A 15876-nucleotide genomic window follows, 5' to 3' on the forward strand; every position below is an offset into this window, starting at 1 on the left:
AGGAGAGAAACAATTATGTCTGTCATTGAATCTATTAAAGAAAACGGTGTTGTGGCCATAATCCGAGGAGCAAAAGCCGAAAATATTGAAGAAGTAGCAGAAGCACTTCTTAACGGTGGAGTGCGCACCCTCGAAATAACGATGGAAACACCAAATGTCCTTGCGGCAATTGAAAAACTGCGCACGGTGTATAAGGACGATCTAATAGTCGGGGCAGGAACAGTCCTTGACCCGGAAACGGCAAGGTCGGCTATTATGGCGGGCTCCCAGTTTATTTTTTCCCCAACAGTAAACACCGAGACGATTAAAATGACAAAGCGTTATGGAGTCACGAGCATACCCGGCGCTTTAACACCAACTGAAATTTTGACTGCTTATGAAAACGGAGCAGACGTAATTAAAGTATTTCCTGCCAACCTGTTCGGTCCAAAATATCTAAAAGATGTACACGGACCTCTTCCATACATTCCGCTTATGCCGACAGGAGGCATCACAACCGAAAATGTACATGACTACGTCAAGGCCGGCGCTGTGGCTGTCGGAATCGGAAGTGCTCTTGTCAATTCCAAGAATGAGTGGAATAAGGAAGAGAAAAATGCACTGGAGCTGCGTGCTGCTGCTTTCGTGCAGGCGTATCAATCGGCCATTCAAGTATAAAGATAGTTTTACAAAATAAAGCCTGTTGAGATTTAATATCTCTCAGGTTTTTTTGATTTTTGAAATAGTTAAGCTGAAAGATAGTTGGAAGCTTTAGCAGGTTGATAAGCGTCCCTATTATACTATTTTGTTGAAAATAGGAACTGTATTTCCCGGGAAATGTCGATATATGTATAGTTATGATAGGCAGACTGGCAGTATGCTTTTGGTAATGCTATGGAAATTGTCTTGATTTGATAGGGGGATCGGCGGAAAATCGAGCAGTATCAGCGAAAAATCGAGCAGTATCAGCGAAAAATTGAAAATTATCGGCGGAAAATCGAGAATCATCAGCGAAAATCAAAAGTTCATCAGCGATAATCCGAAAAAATCGCTGCAAATGTCAAATTGTTTCAAACGGGCTAGATTTATTATCTGCCTTTTTTTGTGCTCTTTAAGGAAAATTGCTAAAACTATCTCCTATTCTCCTTGCCAGCAATCCACGTTCTACCAGGATTTCCCTGATAGCATCCACATTTTTCGAGCAAAAAAACTATTTTTTTAATTAAATATTAAAAATCATTGATTTTTCTGAATAAAGGGATTACAATAATTTCTAAGGATATCCGGGATCCTGCATATCGTGTGAATATTCAGAAAATTTAAGAGTAAGGAGATATGTTTATGAATGGAATAAAGCACGGAATTCCGTTATACCAACAGGCTTACATCCAAGTAAAGCGTTCTATTTTAAATGGAAGCCTGGAGCCAGGCTCTAAAATTGTCGTAGGGCAGCTTGCAGAAGAATATGAAGTAAGCCGTACACCTTTGCGTGAAGCGTTGAGGCAGTTACAGAATGATGGATTAATAAAGTTTCAAACAAATGGAACAATCTCCATTATTGACCTGGATGAAAAAGATTTTATAGAACTCTGCTTTTGTAGAAGGATTCTGGAAAAAGAAATTATTCAAGAAGCTATCAGGTGTATTACAAACGATACCCTCGAAGAAATAAAAGTAATTTTGGATCAGTCGGAGGAAGCGGTAAACACAGAAGATGATTTAGAAGTCTTAAGGTTGAATACAGAATTTCACGAGAAAATTATTCTTTCATGTGAAAATAAACGGCTCATCGAACTATTGGAAAGAACAAGGGCATTTTTATTAATCTATCGTGCAAAAATCGTAAAGGAGACAGACCAAAGTAAAACGGTTAAAGAGCACAGACAAATATATAACTACTTATGTAAAAGAGATGAAGAGGCGGCTGTGAAAGCGATTGAGCACCATCTAGATAATGACCTGGAAAGAGGTAAGGAGTTTTTCAAGGATAGATCAAGATAAAAATGAGGTGATGAAATTAATGAAAGCGCTTAAAAATTTGAAGGTTATAGATCTCTCCCAGGTTATGGCCGGTCCATATTGTACGATGTCTCTTGCGGACATGGGAGCTGAGGTTATTAAAGTAGAAAAATACCCAAACGGGGATGATACACGGGAGATGGGCCCGTATGAAAATGGTGAAAGTTACTGTTACATGATGATAAATCGCAACAAAAAAGGCATTAGACTTAATTTAAAAGAGCCGGAAGGAAAGGAAGTTTTTAAAAAATTAATCAAAGAAGGAGATGTGCTTGTAGAAAATTTCAGGCCGGGGGTGGTTAAAAAACTGGGAATTGACTATGAAACTCTTAAAGAAATAAACCCCAAGCTGATTTATTGTTCTATTTCTGGATACGGGCAGACGGGTCCTTACAGTCATAAAGGCGGATTCGATATTATGGCTCAGGGCTTATCCGGAATTATGAGCATGACTGGAGAGCCGGACAGCCGACCGGCAAAAGTGGGCATTGCCATCCACGATCTGGCGGCAGCTCTTACCGCAGTAAACAGCATTTTAGCAGCATATATTCACAGACTGGAAAGTGGAAACGGCCAATATATCGATATTTCATTGGTAGATTCCGGGTTAGCGTTAACGACCTGGGAAGCTGCTGCATATTTCGGTGCAGGGGAAATACCTAAGAAAACTGGGTCACGGCACCGCATCAGTGCTCCATACCAAGGAATAAAAACAAAAGACGGATATGTGCTGGTCGGAGCAGCAAACCAAAAGTTATGGGAAAAGTTCTGTGAAAATGTTGTTGAGAAGCCGGAATGGATTAAGGATGAAAGGTTTTTAAGTAATTACACCCGCCAGCAGCATATCGAAGATCTAGAAGCAATGATTGAAGACATCTTTCAGGCAGAGGCGACGCACTATTGGACAGCAAAAATGGAGAAGTGCGGTGTTCCTGGAGGCCCCATTTTAAGCTATGAGGAAACCCTCCAAAATGAACATGTACTGGCACGCAATATGGTGGAAGAAGTGGAGCATCCCATCGCTGGAAAAATGAAAGTATTAGGGGTTCCGGCTAAATTTTCTGAAACGCCTGGAAAAGTCAGAGCATCTGCTCCAACTCTCGGTCAGCATACGAAAGAAGTGCTGAAGACATTAGAAATCAGCGATGAAGAAATTGAAGAGTTAAAAAACAAACATATTATCTAAAGGAGGATTATTGTGGCGAAAGTAATGGATAAGCCGGACGTTTTCGTAGAAAAAGAGAAAAGTGTAGCAACGCTATTCTTAAATCGGCCTGAGAAAAGAAATGCATTTCATATTGATATGTGGGAAGCCATTGGTAATAGTATTGATGATCTGAAAGCGGATAACCACATCAAAGTATTAATTATTCGGGGCGTAGATGAAACTTCTTTTGCAGCTGGTGCAGATATTAGTGAATTTCAAACGATCCGATATACAGCAGAAGGAGCAAGAAAATACAATTCCAAAGTAATGGAGGTGGAAGAAAAGCTGAAAGATTTTCCGAAACCGACAATTGCAATGATACAAAGATATTGTGTGGGCGGGGGATTAGAACTGGCACTGGCGTGTGATATGCGGTTCAGCTCCACTTCCGGATTGTTTGCGATAACTCCCGCTAAACTGGGTCTGATATACAATCTAAAGCCCACAAAGAATTTAGTAGATTTAGTCGGACCAGGAAGAGCAAAAGACATCTTGTTTTCTGGCCGATTATTAAAAGCCCAGGAAGCATATGAATTTGGATTAATTGAGAGAGTATATGAAGACGAAGATGTAGTCAATAAGACATATGAATATGCGCTGGAAGTTGGGGAGAGAGCGCAGAGAGCGGTGAAAGGCTCAAAAACAATCATTAATGAAGTCGTCAAAGGAGAGCAGGAGGAATCGGAGGAAATAGCCAGGCTGATTCTGGAATCATTTGACTCCAGTGATTATAAGGAAGGGGTCAATGCCTTCTTAGAAAAAAGAAAGCCGGAATTTAAAGAAGTGTAAAAGAGGTGAACGTTGTGTTATATCCATATAAAAATAACTTCCCCAAGCTTCATCCAACTGTATATATCGCCCCAGGGGCAAGGCTTATCGGAAATATAACCGCAGATAAAAATGTAACTATCTGGTTTAATGCGGTGATTAGGGGAGACAATGACCAAATAAAAATCAAAGAAGGCACTAATATCCAGGATGGAGCGATTATTCATGCAGATCCTGAACAACCAGTGGAGGTAGGAGAAAATGTAACAGTTGGTCATAATGCGATATTGCATGGCTGTACTGTGAAAGAAGGAGCGCTCATAGGAATGGGAGCTACAGTGTTAAATGGAGCGGTTATCGGGGAAGGAGCGCTCATAGCTGCCGGAGCAGTAGTGGGGGAAGGAACCGAAGTGAAATCCAATACAATTTATGCAGGTGTCCCGGCAAAACAGATTAAAACGTTATCTGAAGGCAATAGAGCCAGGTTAAAAGAAGGGGCAGAAGATTATGTATTGAAAGGAAAGACCTATAAGGACAGCAATGTGTAAAAAAATTCAGAGGAGGGCTGTTATTAATGCAGGCATTACAAGGCATTAGAGTACTTGATTTAACTAGGATTTTGAGCGGCCCCTATTGCACAATGACCCTCGCTGATATGGGCGCAGAAGTAATCAAGATTGAGCCGCCGGGAGGAGATGACACAAGAAAATGGGGACCTCCTTTTGTACATGATGAGAGCGCTTACTTCCTGAGTGTGAACAGGGGAAAAAAAAGCCTCGTCATAAATTTGAAAGAAGAGAAAGGGAAGCAGCTATTTCTAAGCATGGTTGAAAACGCAGATGTGGTCGTTGAAAATTTTCGGCCCGGCACTCTTGCCCGCTTAGGGTTAAGCTATGAAGTTCTAAAAGCAAAAAATTCTCAAATAATTCTCGCATCTATATCTGGTTATGGACAAACGGGCCCATATGCTCAAAAACCGGGCTACGATGTAATTGCCCAAGGAATTGGCGGACTCACTAGTGTGACTGGTGAACCTGGAAAGCCCCCAGTTAAGGCAGGGTTTTCAATTGCAGACATAGGAACAGGAATGTGGGCAGTTATTGGTATTCAATGTGCATTATTAGCCAGAGAAAAGTGCGGTGAAGGCCAGTGGGTGGATACGTCATTACTGGACACGATGATCTCCTGGCAGACTTATTTGGCCGGCAACTATTTTGCTAGCGGTGAAAATCCAATGCCTCAGGGAGGTGCTCACCCTAATATTGTTCCTTATCAGTTATTCGAATCTTCAGATGGCTATTTTAATGTGGCGGTAGGTAATGACCAGCTGTGGAAACGATTTTGCAGATGTATTAATGATGAACAGTTAGAACAGCAGTACCCTTCCAACAAGGATCGGGTGGAAAACCGAACTATTTTAGTGAATTACCTTCAAGAAATATTATATAAAAAAACCACCAAAGAATGGGTGGATATATTTGAAGCAGAAGGCATTCCATGCGGACCGGTATTGAATTTTGATGAAATCTACTCCAATGAGCAAGTGCTTGCCAGAGAGCAGCTGGTAGAAATAGAACATCCAACTGCCGGAAAAATTAAAACTACAGGGATTCCGGTCAAGCTGACTGAAACCCCTGGAAAGATCACATCCGCGCCTCCGACGTTGGGACAGCACACAAAAGAAGTGTTAACGAATCTTACCAACTTAAACGAAGAGGATATTGAAAAGCTGTTAGAGGAGGAAGTAGTAAAAAATTAGGATAACTATTTGAGAAAAAGATGTAAACGCTTATTTTTTATAACTAAAATAATGCAAAACTTAGTTTTACATTATAGTACAATTAAACAAGGTAACTATATTTGATGAGTGTTTGAGTGTTTTTAATAGATAAAAGGAGAAGAGCGCCTATGAATCAGCAAAAACTTAAAATGGGCCTGACATTGGGTGATGCCACTGGGATTGGTCCGGAAATAGCAGTAAAGGCTCTTCAAAACCAAAAAATCCGCTCTAAAGCAACGTGGGTGATAGTTGGGGATGAGAGAATTTTGAAGCAGGGTATGACGTTAGCTAACGTTTCATTGGATTATTTAAAAGCGTCAACTCCCGCTGAGGCAGATCCTGAAAAATCAGATATTTGGTTGGTTGATATTGAAAATCTATCTCCTGAGGATTATGAGCTGGGAATTATTTCCGAAAATTCTGGAAAAATAACCGGAAATACGCTCAAAAAAATTCTCAGCTTCGCGCAGGACTCTATGTTGGATGGGGTGGTGTATGCTCCGTTAAACAAGGAGGCTCTGCATCGCGGAGGTCATCATTTTGCAGACGAAATTCATTTCTTCGCGGATGTACTAATGGCAGAGGAAGGCTTTGGGGAAGTGAATGTCATGGAAGATTTATGGCTGACACGACTTACATCTCATATTCCATTAAAAGAGGTCAGTAAGCAAATCACCTATAGAAATGTCCTGAGAATTATCCATTTCGCTCAGCAGACATTAAAGCAGGCTGGTTTTACTCATCCTAAAATAGTCGTCGCCGGCTTAAATCCTCATGCCGGAGAAGGGGGGATGATCGGCACAGAGGAGATCGATGACATTCTGCCCGCAGTGAAACAGGCAAAAAGGGAAGGCATTGATGCCGAAGGGCCCTACCCGGCGGACACCATCTTTTTACGAAGAAATAAAGAGCCGTTTGACTGCATGGTTTCAATGTACCACGACCAGGGACAGACAGGGATGAAGCTGCTGGGCTTTGATAAAGGAGTGACTGTGAGCGGCGGACTGCCAGTAGTGCTGACGACACCGGCTCATGGTACTGCCTTCGATATCGCAGGAACTGGAACTGCTGATGCGGGAGCGATGGAAAACGCAATGGAATTGGCTGTTCAAATGGCAAAAAATAAAAACAGGGGGAATTAAAATGAAAAATGCGAAAAAATTATTTATGCTCCTATTTATTATGGTTCTTGCAGGGATTATTGCAGCAGGCTGCGGAAATATGGAAGAAGAGTCAGATGGAGAAAACGATGGTGATGAAGCAGAAGGCAGTGAAGACAGCGGCAATGAAGAATCAGAAAGCGCCGGGGACGGAGACTACCCTGAAAGAACAATTGAAGTGTATGTAGGTCATGGTGCAGGTGGAGGAACGGATATTTTTGCCCGTCAGGTGGCAGGTCAATTAGAAGATGAATTAGGAACAAACTTTAATGTTATTAACAGAGAAGGTGCCGGAGGAACAATTGCAAAGGAAGAAGCGGCAAATCAGCCGGCCGACGGGTATACACTGGTAGCCATATCTTCTTTCCCGGTCAGTACGGCTCTCGGAACAAACCCGGCAGGATTGGATGTATTAACTCCTATCGCAAGATTTCAAGCGGATACGTTTGGATTAATGGCAGATCCTGAGAAATTTGAAGATATTGATGCTTTTATTGAGGAAGCGGAGGATAACCCAGGGGAGCTGACTATCGGAGGCGTCAGCACCGGCAGTATAGATGAAATCACTACTCAGCGTTTTGTGCAAGAAAGCGGCCTCGATGTTTCCTATGTCCCATTTGATGGTTCTGGAGATGCAGTGGCAGCACTGTTGAGCGGGAACGTAGATGCCGTATTTGAAGAAATTGGTCCGACTTTAGATTATATGGATTCAGGCGATTTACACCCTCTCGTATTTTTTACTGAAGAACGTTTAGAGGATTTTTCCGATGTTCCAACTTCTGTTGAACAAGGCTGGGAGATGACAGAAGGGGTGGAGCGTGGATTTGCGATCCATACGGATACGCCCCAGGAGATTATTGATCAGTTAGAAGAGGCAATGAAAAATGTTTATGACAGTGAAGAATACAAAGAACATGAAGAGGCACAGTATCTTCATTACAGAGAAGGCTGGTTAAATTCAGAAGACTACAGAGACAAGCTGGAGCAGGATATCGAATTATATCGTGAGGCGGCAGAAAATCTGGAAAGCAATTAAATAGACCGCAAACAGAAGGGGTATCCACCCTTTTGCCCCTTCTACTCTCTGAAAGAAAGAGGTGTTTGTTATTTTTTACAATTATGCCCTGTCTCTTCTTACTATATTGTTTTCAACATTTTTTCTCTTTATCGCCTATCAGCTGCCGGAGGGACGAAGCTATGCCACCACTTTAGGTCCCAAGGATTGGCCGATCATTGTGCTGTTTCTCATGTTGTTTATGGGAGTATGTCTTTTAATTAAAACCATTCTTACACAAAAAAAGGCTGATGATACAAAGAAAGAAGAAGAGGTTTCTTCAAATGAAAGTGTAGAAACAGAATTGATTGAGAATGAAGCAGTATATAAAAATAAACATTGGTGGATCCTGGCAAGCCTTGTAATATACACGTATATCATGGGTTTTGTTGGATTTACATTAGCGAATGCTTTTTTTGTGACAATCGTTATTCTGATTTTTGGAATTAAAAGAAAAATCAATGCTGCGATTATCGGTGTGACAAGTACTGTTGTTTTCGTAGCAATGTTTGGAACGTTGTTAAATATACCTCTGCCTAGAGGAATCGCTTTTTTCAGAGAATTAAGTTTCCTATTTTATTAGTAAAATAGGTTACATGGGAGGTATTGCCATGCTCGACGGGTTAATGACAGGCTTTTTATCAGTCATAGAACCATTTCACCTTTTTATTTTGTTTTTGGCTGTAGTCATCGGTTTCTGGGGAGGGGCATTACCTGGAATCAGTGGAACGATGCTGGTTATTATACTTCTTCCAGTCACTTACACGATGGATACGACAAGTGCGTTTCTAATGCTGACAGGAATCTATGGTGCGACCGTGTTTTCCGGGTTAATAACAGCGATTTTATTTAGAACACCAGGAACGCCGGAAGCGGTGGCCACTGTTTTTGATGGTTATCCAATGGCGCAGCAGGGGAAGGCCGGTCAGGCTTTAGGAATAGGAGTTCTCAGTTCTGCTGCAGGCGGGATTTTTGGGACGCTCGTTTTAATATTCCTAACCCCGCTCCTAGCCAGTGTGGCGCTCGAATTTTCTTCGCCGGAATTTTTTGCATTGGCATTTTTAGGTCTAACGGTAGTAGCGTCTCTTAGTGGTAAAAACAAAATAAAAGGCTATATCGGTGTTGCCTTTGGACTATTCATAGCTACCATTGGGATGGACCCATTATCTGGAACTTCCCGCTTTGATTTTAATGTTTCTAATTTACGGACAGGCGTGGAGCTCATACCTGTGTTAATCGGTTTGTTTGCCTTATCAGAGATCTTAAAAAAATCCAGGGAAGATCATACACCAAAAGAATCAATTAAAAAGATCAAAACGAAAATCTTTGATTCGAGCATTCTAAAACAAATAGGGCCTACAGTCGGCCGTTCCTCCTTATTAGGAACATTTATTGGTATATTGCCTGGTATAGGTGCAACTACGGCATCTATGCTCAGTTACAGTGAATCCGTAAGGTGGTCAAAAAAACCTGAACGTTTTGGAAAAGGTGCCCCAGAAGGCATAGCTGCACCTGAATCAGCAAACAATGCAGCTGCGATGGGTGCACTGGTACCATTGTTAGCTCTTGGAATACCGGGGAGTGCCACAACAGCTGTTATATTAGGAGCGTTTGTATTACATGGTCTGCAGCCGGGGCCAAACTTAATGAATTCAAACAGCGAGCTCGTGTACTCCATCTTTGTGGGAGTTTTATTTCTAAACATTATGATTATTCTCTTTGCAAAGCCGTTTATTTCCTCCTTTATGGTATTAATGAAAATCCCTTACACTATTTTGGGGCCGATTATTATCGTATTTTGTTTTATTGGAACATATGCTGTGCGTAATTCACTTTTTGATGTATGGATAATGCTGGCGTTTGGTTTGATAGGGTACTTTTTTGAAAAAGCGAAATTTCCTATGGCTACTGTGATTTTAGGGCTGGTACTGGGTCCGATCGCAGAAAGTGAACTGAGAAGAGCTCTACAGATGTCCGGCGGTGATATTTCGGTCTTTTTCACAAGACCTATCAGCTTATCATTACTTATTATTGCGCTGTTACTGCTTGTTGGACCGATGCTGAAGACACCTCTTAAAGCGATGAAAACAAATAATTCCTCAGCAAACAGCTAAGAACATTGATAATATAAAGATTAGCAGGTGAGAGACATGAAAGAAACACTTATTCATTATCCTCATTTTATCGGGGAGAAACAGTATGAAGGAACAGAAAAAATTATCGTGCAGGATAAATATCTAAACTCTGCATTGGCTACCATTTCAAATGGAACGGAGACAGAAGTGAACCTTGCCGTGCAGGCCGCCAGGGAGGCATTCAACACGACGAAGTTAACACCTGCGAAGAGAGCAGAGTTGTTGTATACTGCCGCTGAACTGTTTAAAGAAAGAAAAGAAGAATTGGCTGAGACCATTACAATGGAAGCTGGAAAAGTAATTACGGATGCGAGAGCGGAAGTGGACAGAGGCATCCAGACGTTTATTGCGGCTGCTGAAGAAGGAAAAAGAATTACAGGACACACGGTGCCTGTGGACGGCCAGTCTGGAAATGAAAATAGAATTGCTTTTACTATCAGAAAGCCAGTAGGTGTCATTGCAGCTATTACACCTTTTAATTTTCCATTCAATCTGACTGCGCATAAAGTCGCCCCGGCGCTTGCGTCAGGAAATACATTAGTAATAAAGCCATCTGAGAAAACACCTGTGAGTGCGATGAAAATGGCAGAGATTCTTCTGGAAGCGGGCTTTCCGCCCGGATATATAAATGTAGTGAATGGTTATGGACATGAAACGGGATCTCATTTACTAAAACACTCAGGCGTTAATATGTATACATTTACAGGAAGTCCTGATATCGGGAAGCTTATTAAAAATAATACCGGCATTCGAAAAGTGACATTAGAGCTTGGAAGTAATGCGCCTAATATCGTTCATCATGATGCGGAAAATATTAAATCCATCGCTGAATCCTGTGTAGAAAAAGGGATGATGAACAATGGGCAGGCCTGCATTTCCGTACAAAGGGTATATGTGCACGACTCTGTGGCAGATATATTTTTAGAAGAAGCAAAAGCAGCAGCAGAAGCGATGATCGTAGGCAATCCCCTGGAAGCTGACACTCAGGTAGGTCCGATGATCGATAAAAGATCTACGGAAAGAATAGAGAGCTGGGTAAATGAAGCAGTCATGGAAGGAGCTGAGATAGTGGCCGGCGGGCGCCGGAAGGGATCCATATATTTTCCTACCATATTGACTGCTGTAAAAAGCAGCATGAAGGTCGTCTGTGAAGAAGTATTCGCTCCCGTTATCGTAGTAGAATCCTATAATAACTTTGAAGAGGCAATCAAGGAAGCGAATCAGTCCAGGTTCGGCTTACAGGCAGGTGTGTTTACCTCCAATATTCATTTAGCAATGGATGCAGCCGCTCAATTAGAATTTGGAGGAGTGATTATAAATGATGTCTCCACCTTCCGGGCAGATGTGATGCCTTATGGAGGGATCAAAGACAGTGGTATAGGAAAAGAAGGCCCTAAATATGCAATAGAAGAAATGACAGATGAAAAATTAATTGTTTTGAAAACTCATTAAAGAATGTGGTGAAATGAATGAGACAGTCATGGAAAGTTAATTCTACAGAATCTATTATTTTCGGCCATGGGGCTATACAAGAGCTGGCCCGGGTCTGCGGCAGCTTACATGCTCAAAATGTGTTGATTATTACGGATAGAGGGATACGGGACGCCGGGATTCTTGATACTGTTCTAAAGAACATACCGGATTCTTTTCATATAGAAGTGTATGATGAAGCAGTACCAGAGCCTCCAGTCGACAGTGCGGTAAAGTGCTTAGAAAAAGCTAAGGAAAGAATGAGCGTTGTTGACGTTATCATTGGCATGGGCGGGGGCAGCAGCATTGATTTAGCAAAGGTGGCCGCACTTTTACTTGAACACGGCGGAGAGCCTCATCATTATTTTGGAGAAAACAAAGTGCCGGGACCGATCGCGCCGTTAATTGCAATTCCTACTACTGCCGGAACAGGCTCAGAGGTAACCTCGGTGACGGTATTGACAGATGAAAAAAACAATATAAAAACAGGAATATCTGATAATTATCTTCGGCCGAAAGTCGCTTTATTAGACCCTGAATTAACGTTAAAGCTTCCATCCTATGTGACCGCATGTTCTGGTATTGACGCTTTATGCCATGCAGTTGAAGCCTATACTGCAAAAGACGCGCACTATATTGATGCAGAAGGAGATCTTTTGTTTCAAGGGGGGAATCCGATAAGCGAGGCGCATGCTCTTCAAGCTATTCAATATATTCTTAAATATCTTCCTCACGCAGTTCATCAAGGCACGAATAGAGATGCCCGCTACTACATGCTTTTAGGAAGCTTAATGGCCGGACAGGCATTTTCCAATGCAGGCACCGCTGCGGCTCATGCATTAGCTTATCCAATAGGAGGTCTCGTAAAATCACCGCATGGAGAACTAACCGGACTGTTACTTCCTGCAGTATTAAAGCATAATAAAGCTGTCATTGCATCGAAATTAGCCTATGTAGAACGTATAATTGAGCCTCTGCATGCTGCTCTTGCAGTCGATGAAGCTGCCAGCTGCTTTATCGAGCGTATTGAAAAACTGTTACAGGATATTTTCTTGCCAACTAGACTTTCCGAGATAGGAATTGAAGAAAAAGATTTGAAATATATAGGAAGGGAAGCATTAAAGATTGAAAGGCTGATTCGAAATAATCCGAGGGTTCCAACGGAAAAAAGCTTTGAGGAACTATTAAAGGATATTCTATAAATTGTACGGTTATATCAAAATATAGGCAATTTAAGCAGGGTAGATATAATAAGACGTATAAGCGATCATTGGGCTGACGCTGAGGTGTCGGGTAAAGCATCGTTTAAGACGTTATATCTGCCCTGCTTTTTCAGGGTCGTTTATTTGGCTTTCTTTTTAAATATCCACAGCTTCTGCTTCGGTATCTTAGTTACCCGCTGTTCTTCGTGTGTCTGTCTATTTTCCTCGTCTTTCCCGAACATTTCTCTTGCTTTCGTATAGAGAATTGTCAACCATATTCCCTCCTTTCTTAGACTGATATAAAAGCCATTCCCGCTGGGTAATTAACTAAAACTTCCAATTGACCAAAAGCTTTAGCGATTTGATAAAAATTTACTAAATAATAACTAGTAATATATATCGTTAGGGTGATAAAACCATCATAATCAACGTTTTTACTTGCTTTTTAATGTGATAATAACATATATTAAGTAAACTTTATGAAATATAGTGTTGTAAGCGCTTCATAAATATGATAACTTAGTTAATATAAAGTAAATATTAAGTAAATATCTGAAAATTGTACAGCGAGGAGCATTCACTATGGCAACGATAAAGGATATTGCCAGCCGCGCTAAAGTGTCGAGTGCGACGGTTTCCAGAGTGTTAAATAAAGATACATCGCTGTCTGTCGGGAGTGAAACGCGTAAACGAATTCTTGAAGAAGCGAAAAAGCTTGATTACAAAACAGTCAAGAAAAGAAGAAGTGAACGTTTACAGACCACTGACCAGACTGAGCAGAAAATCGGAGTCCTTATTTTACAATCTCAGGAAGAAGAAATGAATGATCCGTATTTCCTTCCCATACGCCAGGGTGTAGAAAAGGAGTTTGCGAATCAGGGAGCGGTTCAGCCTCAGTTAATCTGGTTTAATAAGGAAGATATTCAGCAGTCCCTGTCTAAATTTGATGCGATTCTTGTTATTGGAGGAATCAGTGCCGAGAATCTCACCAGTGTAAGCGAACAGAATATCCCGGTCGTTTTTATTAATAAATCCCCGGATGAAAGTGAGTTTGATTCTGTGGTGGTGGATTTTGAACGTGCCACAAATCTTGCCCTGGATCATTTATTACAAAACAATATCCGCAGTATTGGCTACATTGCCGGCAGGGAATTTGAGCATTTTACAAATCGAAAGGTAGAGGTGGAAGACCCGAGGCGGACCACCTTTGAAAAGAGACTAAAGAAAGAGGGAGTATTTAATCCGGATCATGTATGGCTTGGAATGTATTCTTTTTCGGATGGATACGAGCTGATGAAAGAAGCAATAAATGCAGGAGATCTGCCGGAAGCTTATTTTATTGGAAGTGATCCAATGGCGATAGGAGCTTTGCGGGCGCTTAGAGAAGCCGGTCTCCGGGTGCCGGAGGATGTGGCGGTCATCGGATTCGATGATGTGGAAATGGCTGCTTTTACAAGTCCGCCACTTACAACGGTAAGTATCCCAACCGAAGAGATGGGACGGACCGGTGTGAGACTGTTAATGGAACGATTGAAAGGTAGAAAAATTCCACTCAAGGTAATTGTTCCTACACATTTGAAAATACGCGAAAGCTGTGGGGTGAAACGAAATATGTCACCATAGTTCAGCTTTATTCCAGTGGGGAGGGATTTAAAGAGAGAAGGATATATCACGTCGGCCGGCCATGGTAATAGTTCTGTATAAATAGTGGGAGGTAGAAAAGATGAGAAGCTTTAAAAAAAGTGCAGCAGCGGTGCTTGGGTTATCGTTAATGGCAGCAGGGTGCTCTAATTCATCCTCGGGTGGATCTGGAGATTCGACAGAATTATCAATATTTTCAACCATTACAACGGAAAGTGAAAAACAAGCTTTGGAAGAACTGATTGAAAAGTTTGAAGAAGAAAATGAAGGAATACAAATTGATATGAACTTTCCCGGACCGGATTATGAAAGCTTAATGCGTACGAAAATGGCTGCAAACGACATGCCGGACTTATTTGATACCCACGGCTGGGCAAAAACACGCTACAAGGATTATGTTGCGGATTTAAGTGAAGAAGAATGGTCCGGAAATATTGACGAAGCAATGGATCCGGTACTCCGTGATGAGGAAGGTAAACTATATGCTATGCCATTGAATCAGGCGAAGGATGGAATCAGTTACAATGCCACCCTGCTTGAAGAGTACGGCATTGAACCTCCGGAAACCTTTGCGGAATTTGAAGAAGCGCTTGCGACGATCGAGGAGAAGGGCAAAGGGGAAGTGACGCCATTGTGGATGACTGCTGATGAAGCAGGTTCTATCCAGCAATATTTTGATCAAATGGCAACGCCTTTGCTTGTCACTGATGAAGAAAATAACCATGAAGAATCACTTATGGACGGTACTTTTGACTGGTCCAATTACACCCTGCTTCCCGAAAAACTGAAGGAATTCCAGGAAAAAGGTTATTTAAATGAAGATTTATTAACTGCCGGTGGGGATCAGGCTACAAGTTTGATGGCACAGAACCAAATTGGTTTTATTTTTGCAAGCGGCGCGTTCGGTGCAGATGTTACTAAGCTCGCTGAAGATGTGAAGGTAGGGTTAATACCTGTTCCTGCCGTACATGAAGGAGATGATCCTAGCTGGATTGGCGGAGAGCGGCACACGCTGGCGTTGAATGAAGAGTCTGAGAATCCGGAGGAAGCAAAAGCATTCCTTGAATTTATGGCAGAAGAGGAAAATGCAAAAGCGATAGCTGAAGCTACTTCTCTTCCATCAGCCTTTCAGGAAGTAGAATCGGAAAATTATTATTCGGAATATTTTGATGCTTATGCGGAGATTGAAGTAGAGCCATATTTTGACCGCGTCTACCTCCCGAGCGGAATGTGGGACGTATTCAAGACAACTGGGGAAGAGCTTCTTTCTAACACATTAACGCCAAATCAAGTGTCTACAGAAATGGAATCTGAGTATCTGCGTCTGAGAGAAGAGGTAGGGGTGGAAGAAGGCGAAAGTATTGAGGAAGCAGAAGAGCCGGAGGAATAATCAGAGGGTGAGAGGATTATGACAGGGAGCTGTATGCTTCCTGTCTATCCACTACCTAAGAATGTCAGGAG

15 protein-coding genes are annotated in these 15876 nt (G+C 41.8%); 14 read left to right on the forward strand and 1 reads right to left on the reverse strand.

The window, feature by feature from the left end:
- Positions 1-15 precede the first annotated feature (15 nt).
- The 12 genes from ACE4RR_RS10730 (at position 16) to ACE4RR_RS10785 (ending at position 12774) form a co-directional block, all read left to right on the forward strand.
- A complete protein-coding gene (locus tag ACE4RR_RS10730; protein WP_375535421.1) occupies positions 16-657 on the forward strand; it encodes a bifunctional 4-hydroxy-2-oxoglutarate aldolase/2-dehydro-3-deoxy-phosphogluconate aldolase in 642 nt (213 codons plus the stop codon).
- Between the two features lie 663 nt (positions 658-1320).
- Positions 1321-1980 carry a GntR family transcriptional regulator gene (locus ACE4RR_RS10735; RefSeq protein ID WP_375535422.1) on the forward strand — a complete coding sequence of 220 codons (660 nt, stop codon included), beginning with the start codon at positions 1321-1323 and terminating at the stop codon, positions 1978-1980.
- A 19-nt stretch (positions 1981-1999) separates the two neighbouring features.
- Complete coding sequence (locus tag ACE4RR_RS10740) at positions 2000-3184, forward strand: CaiB/BaiF CoA transferase family protein (RefSeq protein WP_375535423.1); 1185 nt, start codon at positions 2000-2002, stop codon at positions 3182-3184.
- 12 nt (positions 3185-3196) lie between these two features.
- The gene (locus ACE4RR_RS10745; protein WP_375535424.1) at positions 3197-3994 is read left to right on the forward strand and encodes an enoyl-CoA hydratase-related protein; all 798 of its coding nucleotides are present in this window, start codon (positions 3197-3199) and stop codon (positions 3992-3994) included.
- 14 nt (positions 3995-4008) lie between these two features.
- On the forward strand, positions 4009-4521 hold the full coding sequence (locus ACE4RR_RS10750) for a gamma carbonic anhydrase family protein (RefSeq protein WP_375535425.1): 513 nt from the start codon (positions 4009-4011) through the stop codon (positions 4519-4521).
- Between the two features lie 26 nt (positions 4522-4547).
- Complete coding sequence (locus tag ACE4RR_RS10755; protein ID WP_375535426.1) at positions 4548-5732, forward strand: CaiB/BaiF CoA transferase family protein; 1185 nt, start codon at positions 4548-4550, stop codon at positions 5730-5732.
- A 149-nt stretch (positions 5733-5881) separates the two neighbouring features.
- A complete protein-coding gene (locus ACE4RR_RS10760; protein ID WP_375535427.1) occupies positions 5882-6895 on the forward strand; it encodes a 4-hydroxythreonine-4-phosphate dehydrogenase PdxA in 1014 nt (337 codons plus the stop codon).
- A gap of 1 nt (position 6896) precedes the next feature.
- On the forward strand, positions 6897-7949 hold the full coding sequence (locus ACE4RR_RS10765; protein WP_375535428.1) for a tripartite tricarboxylate transporter substrate binding protein: 1053 nt from the start codon (positions 6897-6899) through the stop codon (positions 7947-7949).
- Between the two features lie 61 nt (positions 7950-8010).
- On the forward strand, positions 8011-8550 hold the full coding sequence (locus ACE4RR_RS10770) for a tripartite tricarboxylate transporter TctB family protein (protein WP_375535429.1): 540 nt from the start codon (positions 8011-8013) through the stop codon (positions 8548-8550).
- Between the two features lie 28 nt (positions 8551-8578).
- A complete protein-coding gene (locus ACE4RR_RS10775) occupies positions 8579-10081 on the forward strand; it encodes a tripartite tricarboxylate transporter permease (RefSeq protein WP_375535430.1) in 1503 nt (500 codons plus the stop codon).
- 36 nt (positions 10082-10117) lie between these two features.
- A complete protein-coding gene (locus ACE4RR_RS10780) occupies positions 10118-11554 on the forward strand; it encodes an aldehyde dehydrogenase family protein (RefSeq protein ID WP_375535431.1) in 1437 nt (478 codons plus the stop codon).
- Between the two features lie 17 nt (positions 11555-11571).
- Positions 11572-12774 carry an iron-containing alcohol dehydrogenase gene (locus ACE4RR_RS10785; RefSeq protein ID WP_375535432.1) on the forward strand — a complete coding sequence of 401 codons (1203 nt, stop codon included), beginning with the start codon at positions 11572-11574 and terminating at the stop codon, positions 12772-12774.
- A gap of 140 nt (positions 12775-12914) precedes the next feature.
- Here ACE4RR_RS10785 and ACE4RR_RS10790 read toward each other — a convergent pair whose 3' ends face one another.
- Entirely contained in the window at positions 12915-13046 is a 132-nt protein-coding gene (locus ACE4RR_RS10790; protein ID WP_375535433.1) for a hypothetical protein, read from the reverse strand.
- Positions 13047-13356: 310 nt separating this feature from the next.
- Here ACE4RR_RS10790 and ACE4RR_RS10795 point away from each other — a divergent pair, with 310 nt between their 5' ends.
- Positions 13357-14397 carry a LacI family DNA-binding transcriptional regulator gene (locus ACE4RR_RS10795; protein WP_375535434.1) on the forward strand — a complete coding sequence of 347 codons (1041 nt, stop codon included), beginning with the start codon at positions 13357-13359 and terminating at the stop codon, positions 14395-14397.
- A gap of 100 nt (positions 14398-14497) precedes the next feature.
- Positions 14498-15805 (forward strand): ABC transporter substrate-binding protein, encoded by a 1308-nt coding sequence (locus ACE4RR_RS10800; protein ID WP_375535435.1) that lies wholly within the window; start codon positions 14498-14500, stop codon positions 15803-15805.
- The last annotated feature ends 71 nt before the right edge of the window (positions 15806-15876 follow it).

It is taken from the genome of Alteribacillus sp. HJP-4, from assembly GCF_042139015.1.
Taxonomy (GTDB): Bacteria; Bacillota; Bacilli; order Bacillales; family Marinococcaceae; genus JBHIKY01.

Excerpts from the sequence above, each read along its gene's own strand:
- ACE4RR_RS10755 (WP_375535426.1), top strand. The coding sequence starts at position 4,548 with ATGCAGGCATTACAAGGCATTAGAGTACTTGATTTAACTAGGATTTTG.
- ACE4RR_RS10780 (WP_375535431.1), top strand. The coding sequence starts at position 10,118 with ATGAAAGAAACACTTATTCATTATCCTCATTTTATCGGGGAGAAACAG.
- ACE4RR_RS10740 (WP_375535423.1), top strand. The coding sequence starts at position 2,000 with ATGAAAGCGCTTAAAAATTTGAAGGTTATAGATCTCTCCCAGGTTATG.
- ACE4RR_RS10735 (WP_375535422.1), top strand. The coding sequence starts at position 1,321 with ATGAATGGAATAAAGCACGGAATTCCGTTATACCAACAGGCTTACATC.
- ACE4RR_RS10785 (WP_375535432.1), top strand. The coding sequence starts at position 11,572 with ATGAGACAGTCATGGAAAGTTAATTCTACAGAATCTATTATTTTCGGC.
- ACE4RR_RS10795 (WP_375535434.1), top strand. The coding sequence starts at position 13,357 with ATGGCAACGATAAAGGATATTGCCAGCCGCGCTAAAGTGTCGAGTGCG.
- ACE4RR_RS10800 (WP_375535435.1), top strand. The coding sequence starts at position 14,498 with ATGAGAAGCTTTAAAAAAAGTGCAGCAGCGGTGCTTGGGTTATCGTTA.
- ACE4RR_RS10775 (WP_375535430.1), top strand. The coding sequence starts at position 8,579 with ATGCTCGACGGGTTAATGACAGGCTTTTTATCAGTCATAGAACCATTT.
- ACE4RR_RS10765 (WP_375535428.1), top strand. The coding sequence starts at position 6,897 with ATGAAAAATGCGAAAAAATTATTTATGCTCCTATTTATTATGGTTCTT.
- ACE4RR_RS10760 (WP_375535427.1), top strand. The coding sequence starts at position 5,882 with ATGAATCAGCAAAAACTTAAAATGGGCCTGACATTGGGTGATGCCACT.
- ACE4RR_RS10730 (WP_375535421.1), top strand. The coding sequence starts at position 16 with ATGTCTGTCATTGAATCTATTAAAGAAAACGGTGTTGTGGCCATAATC.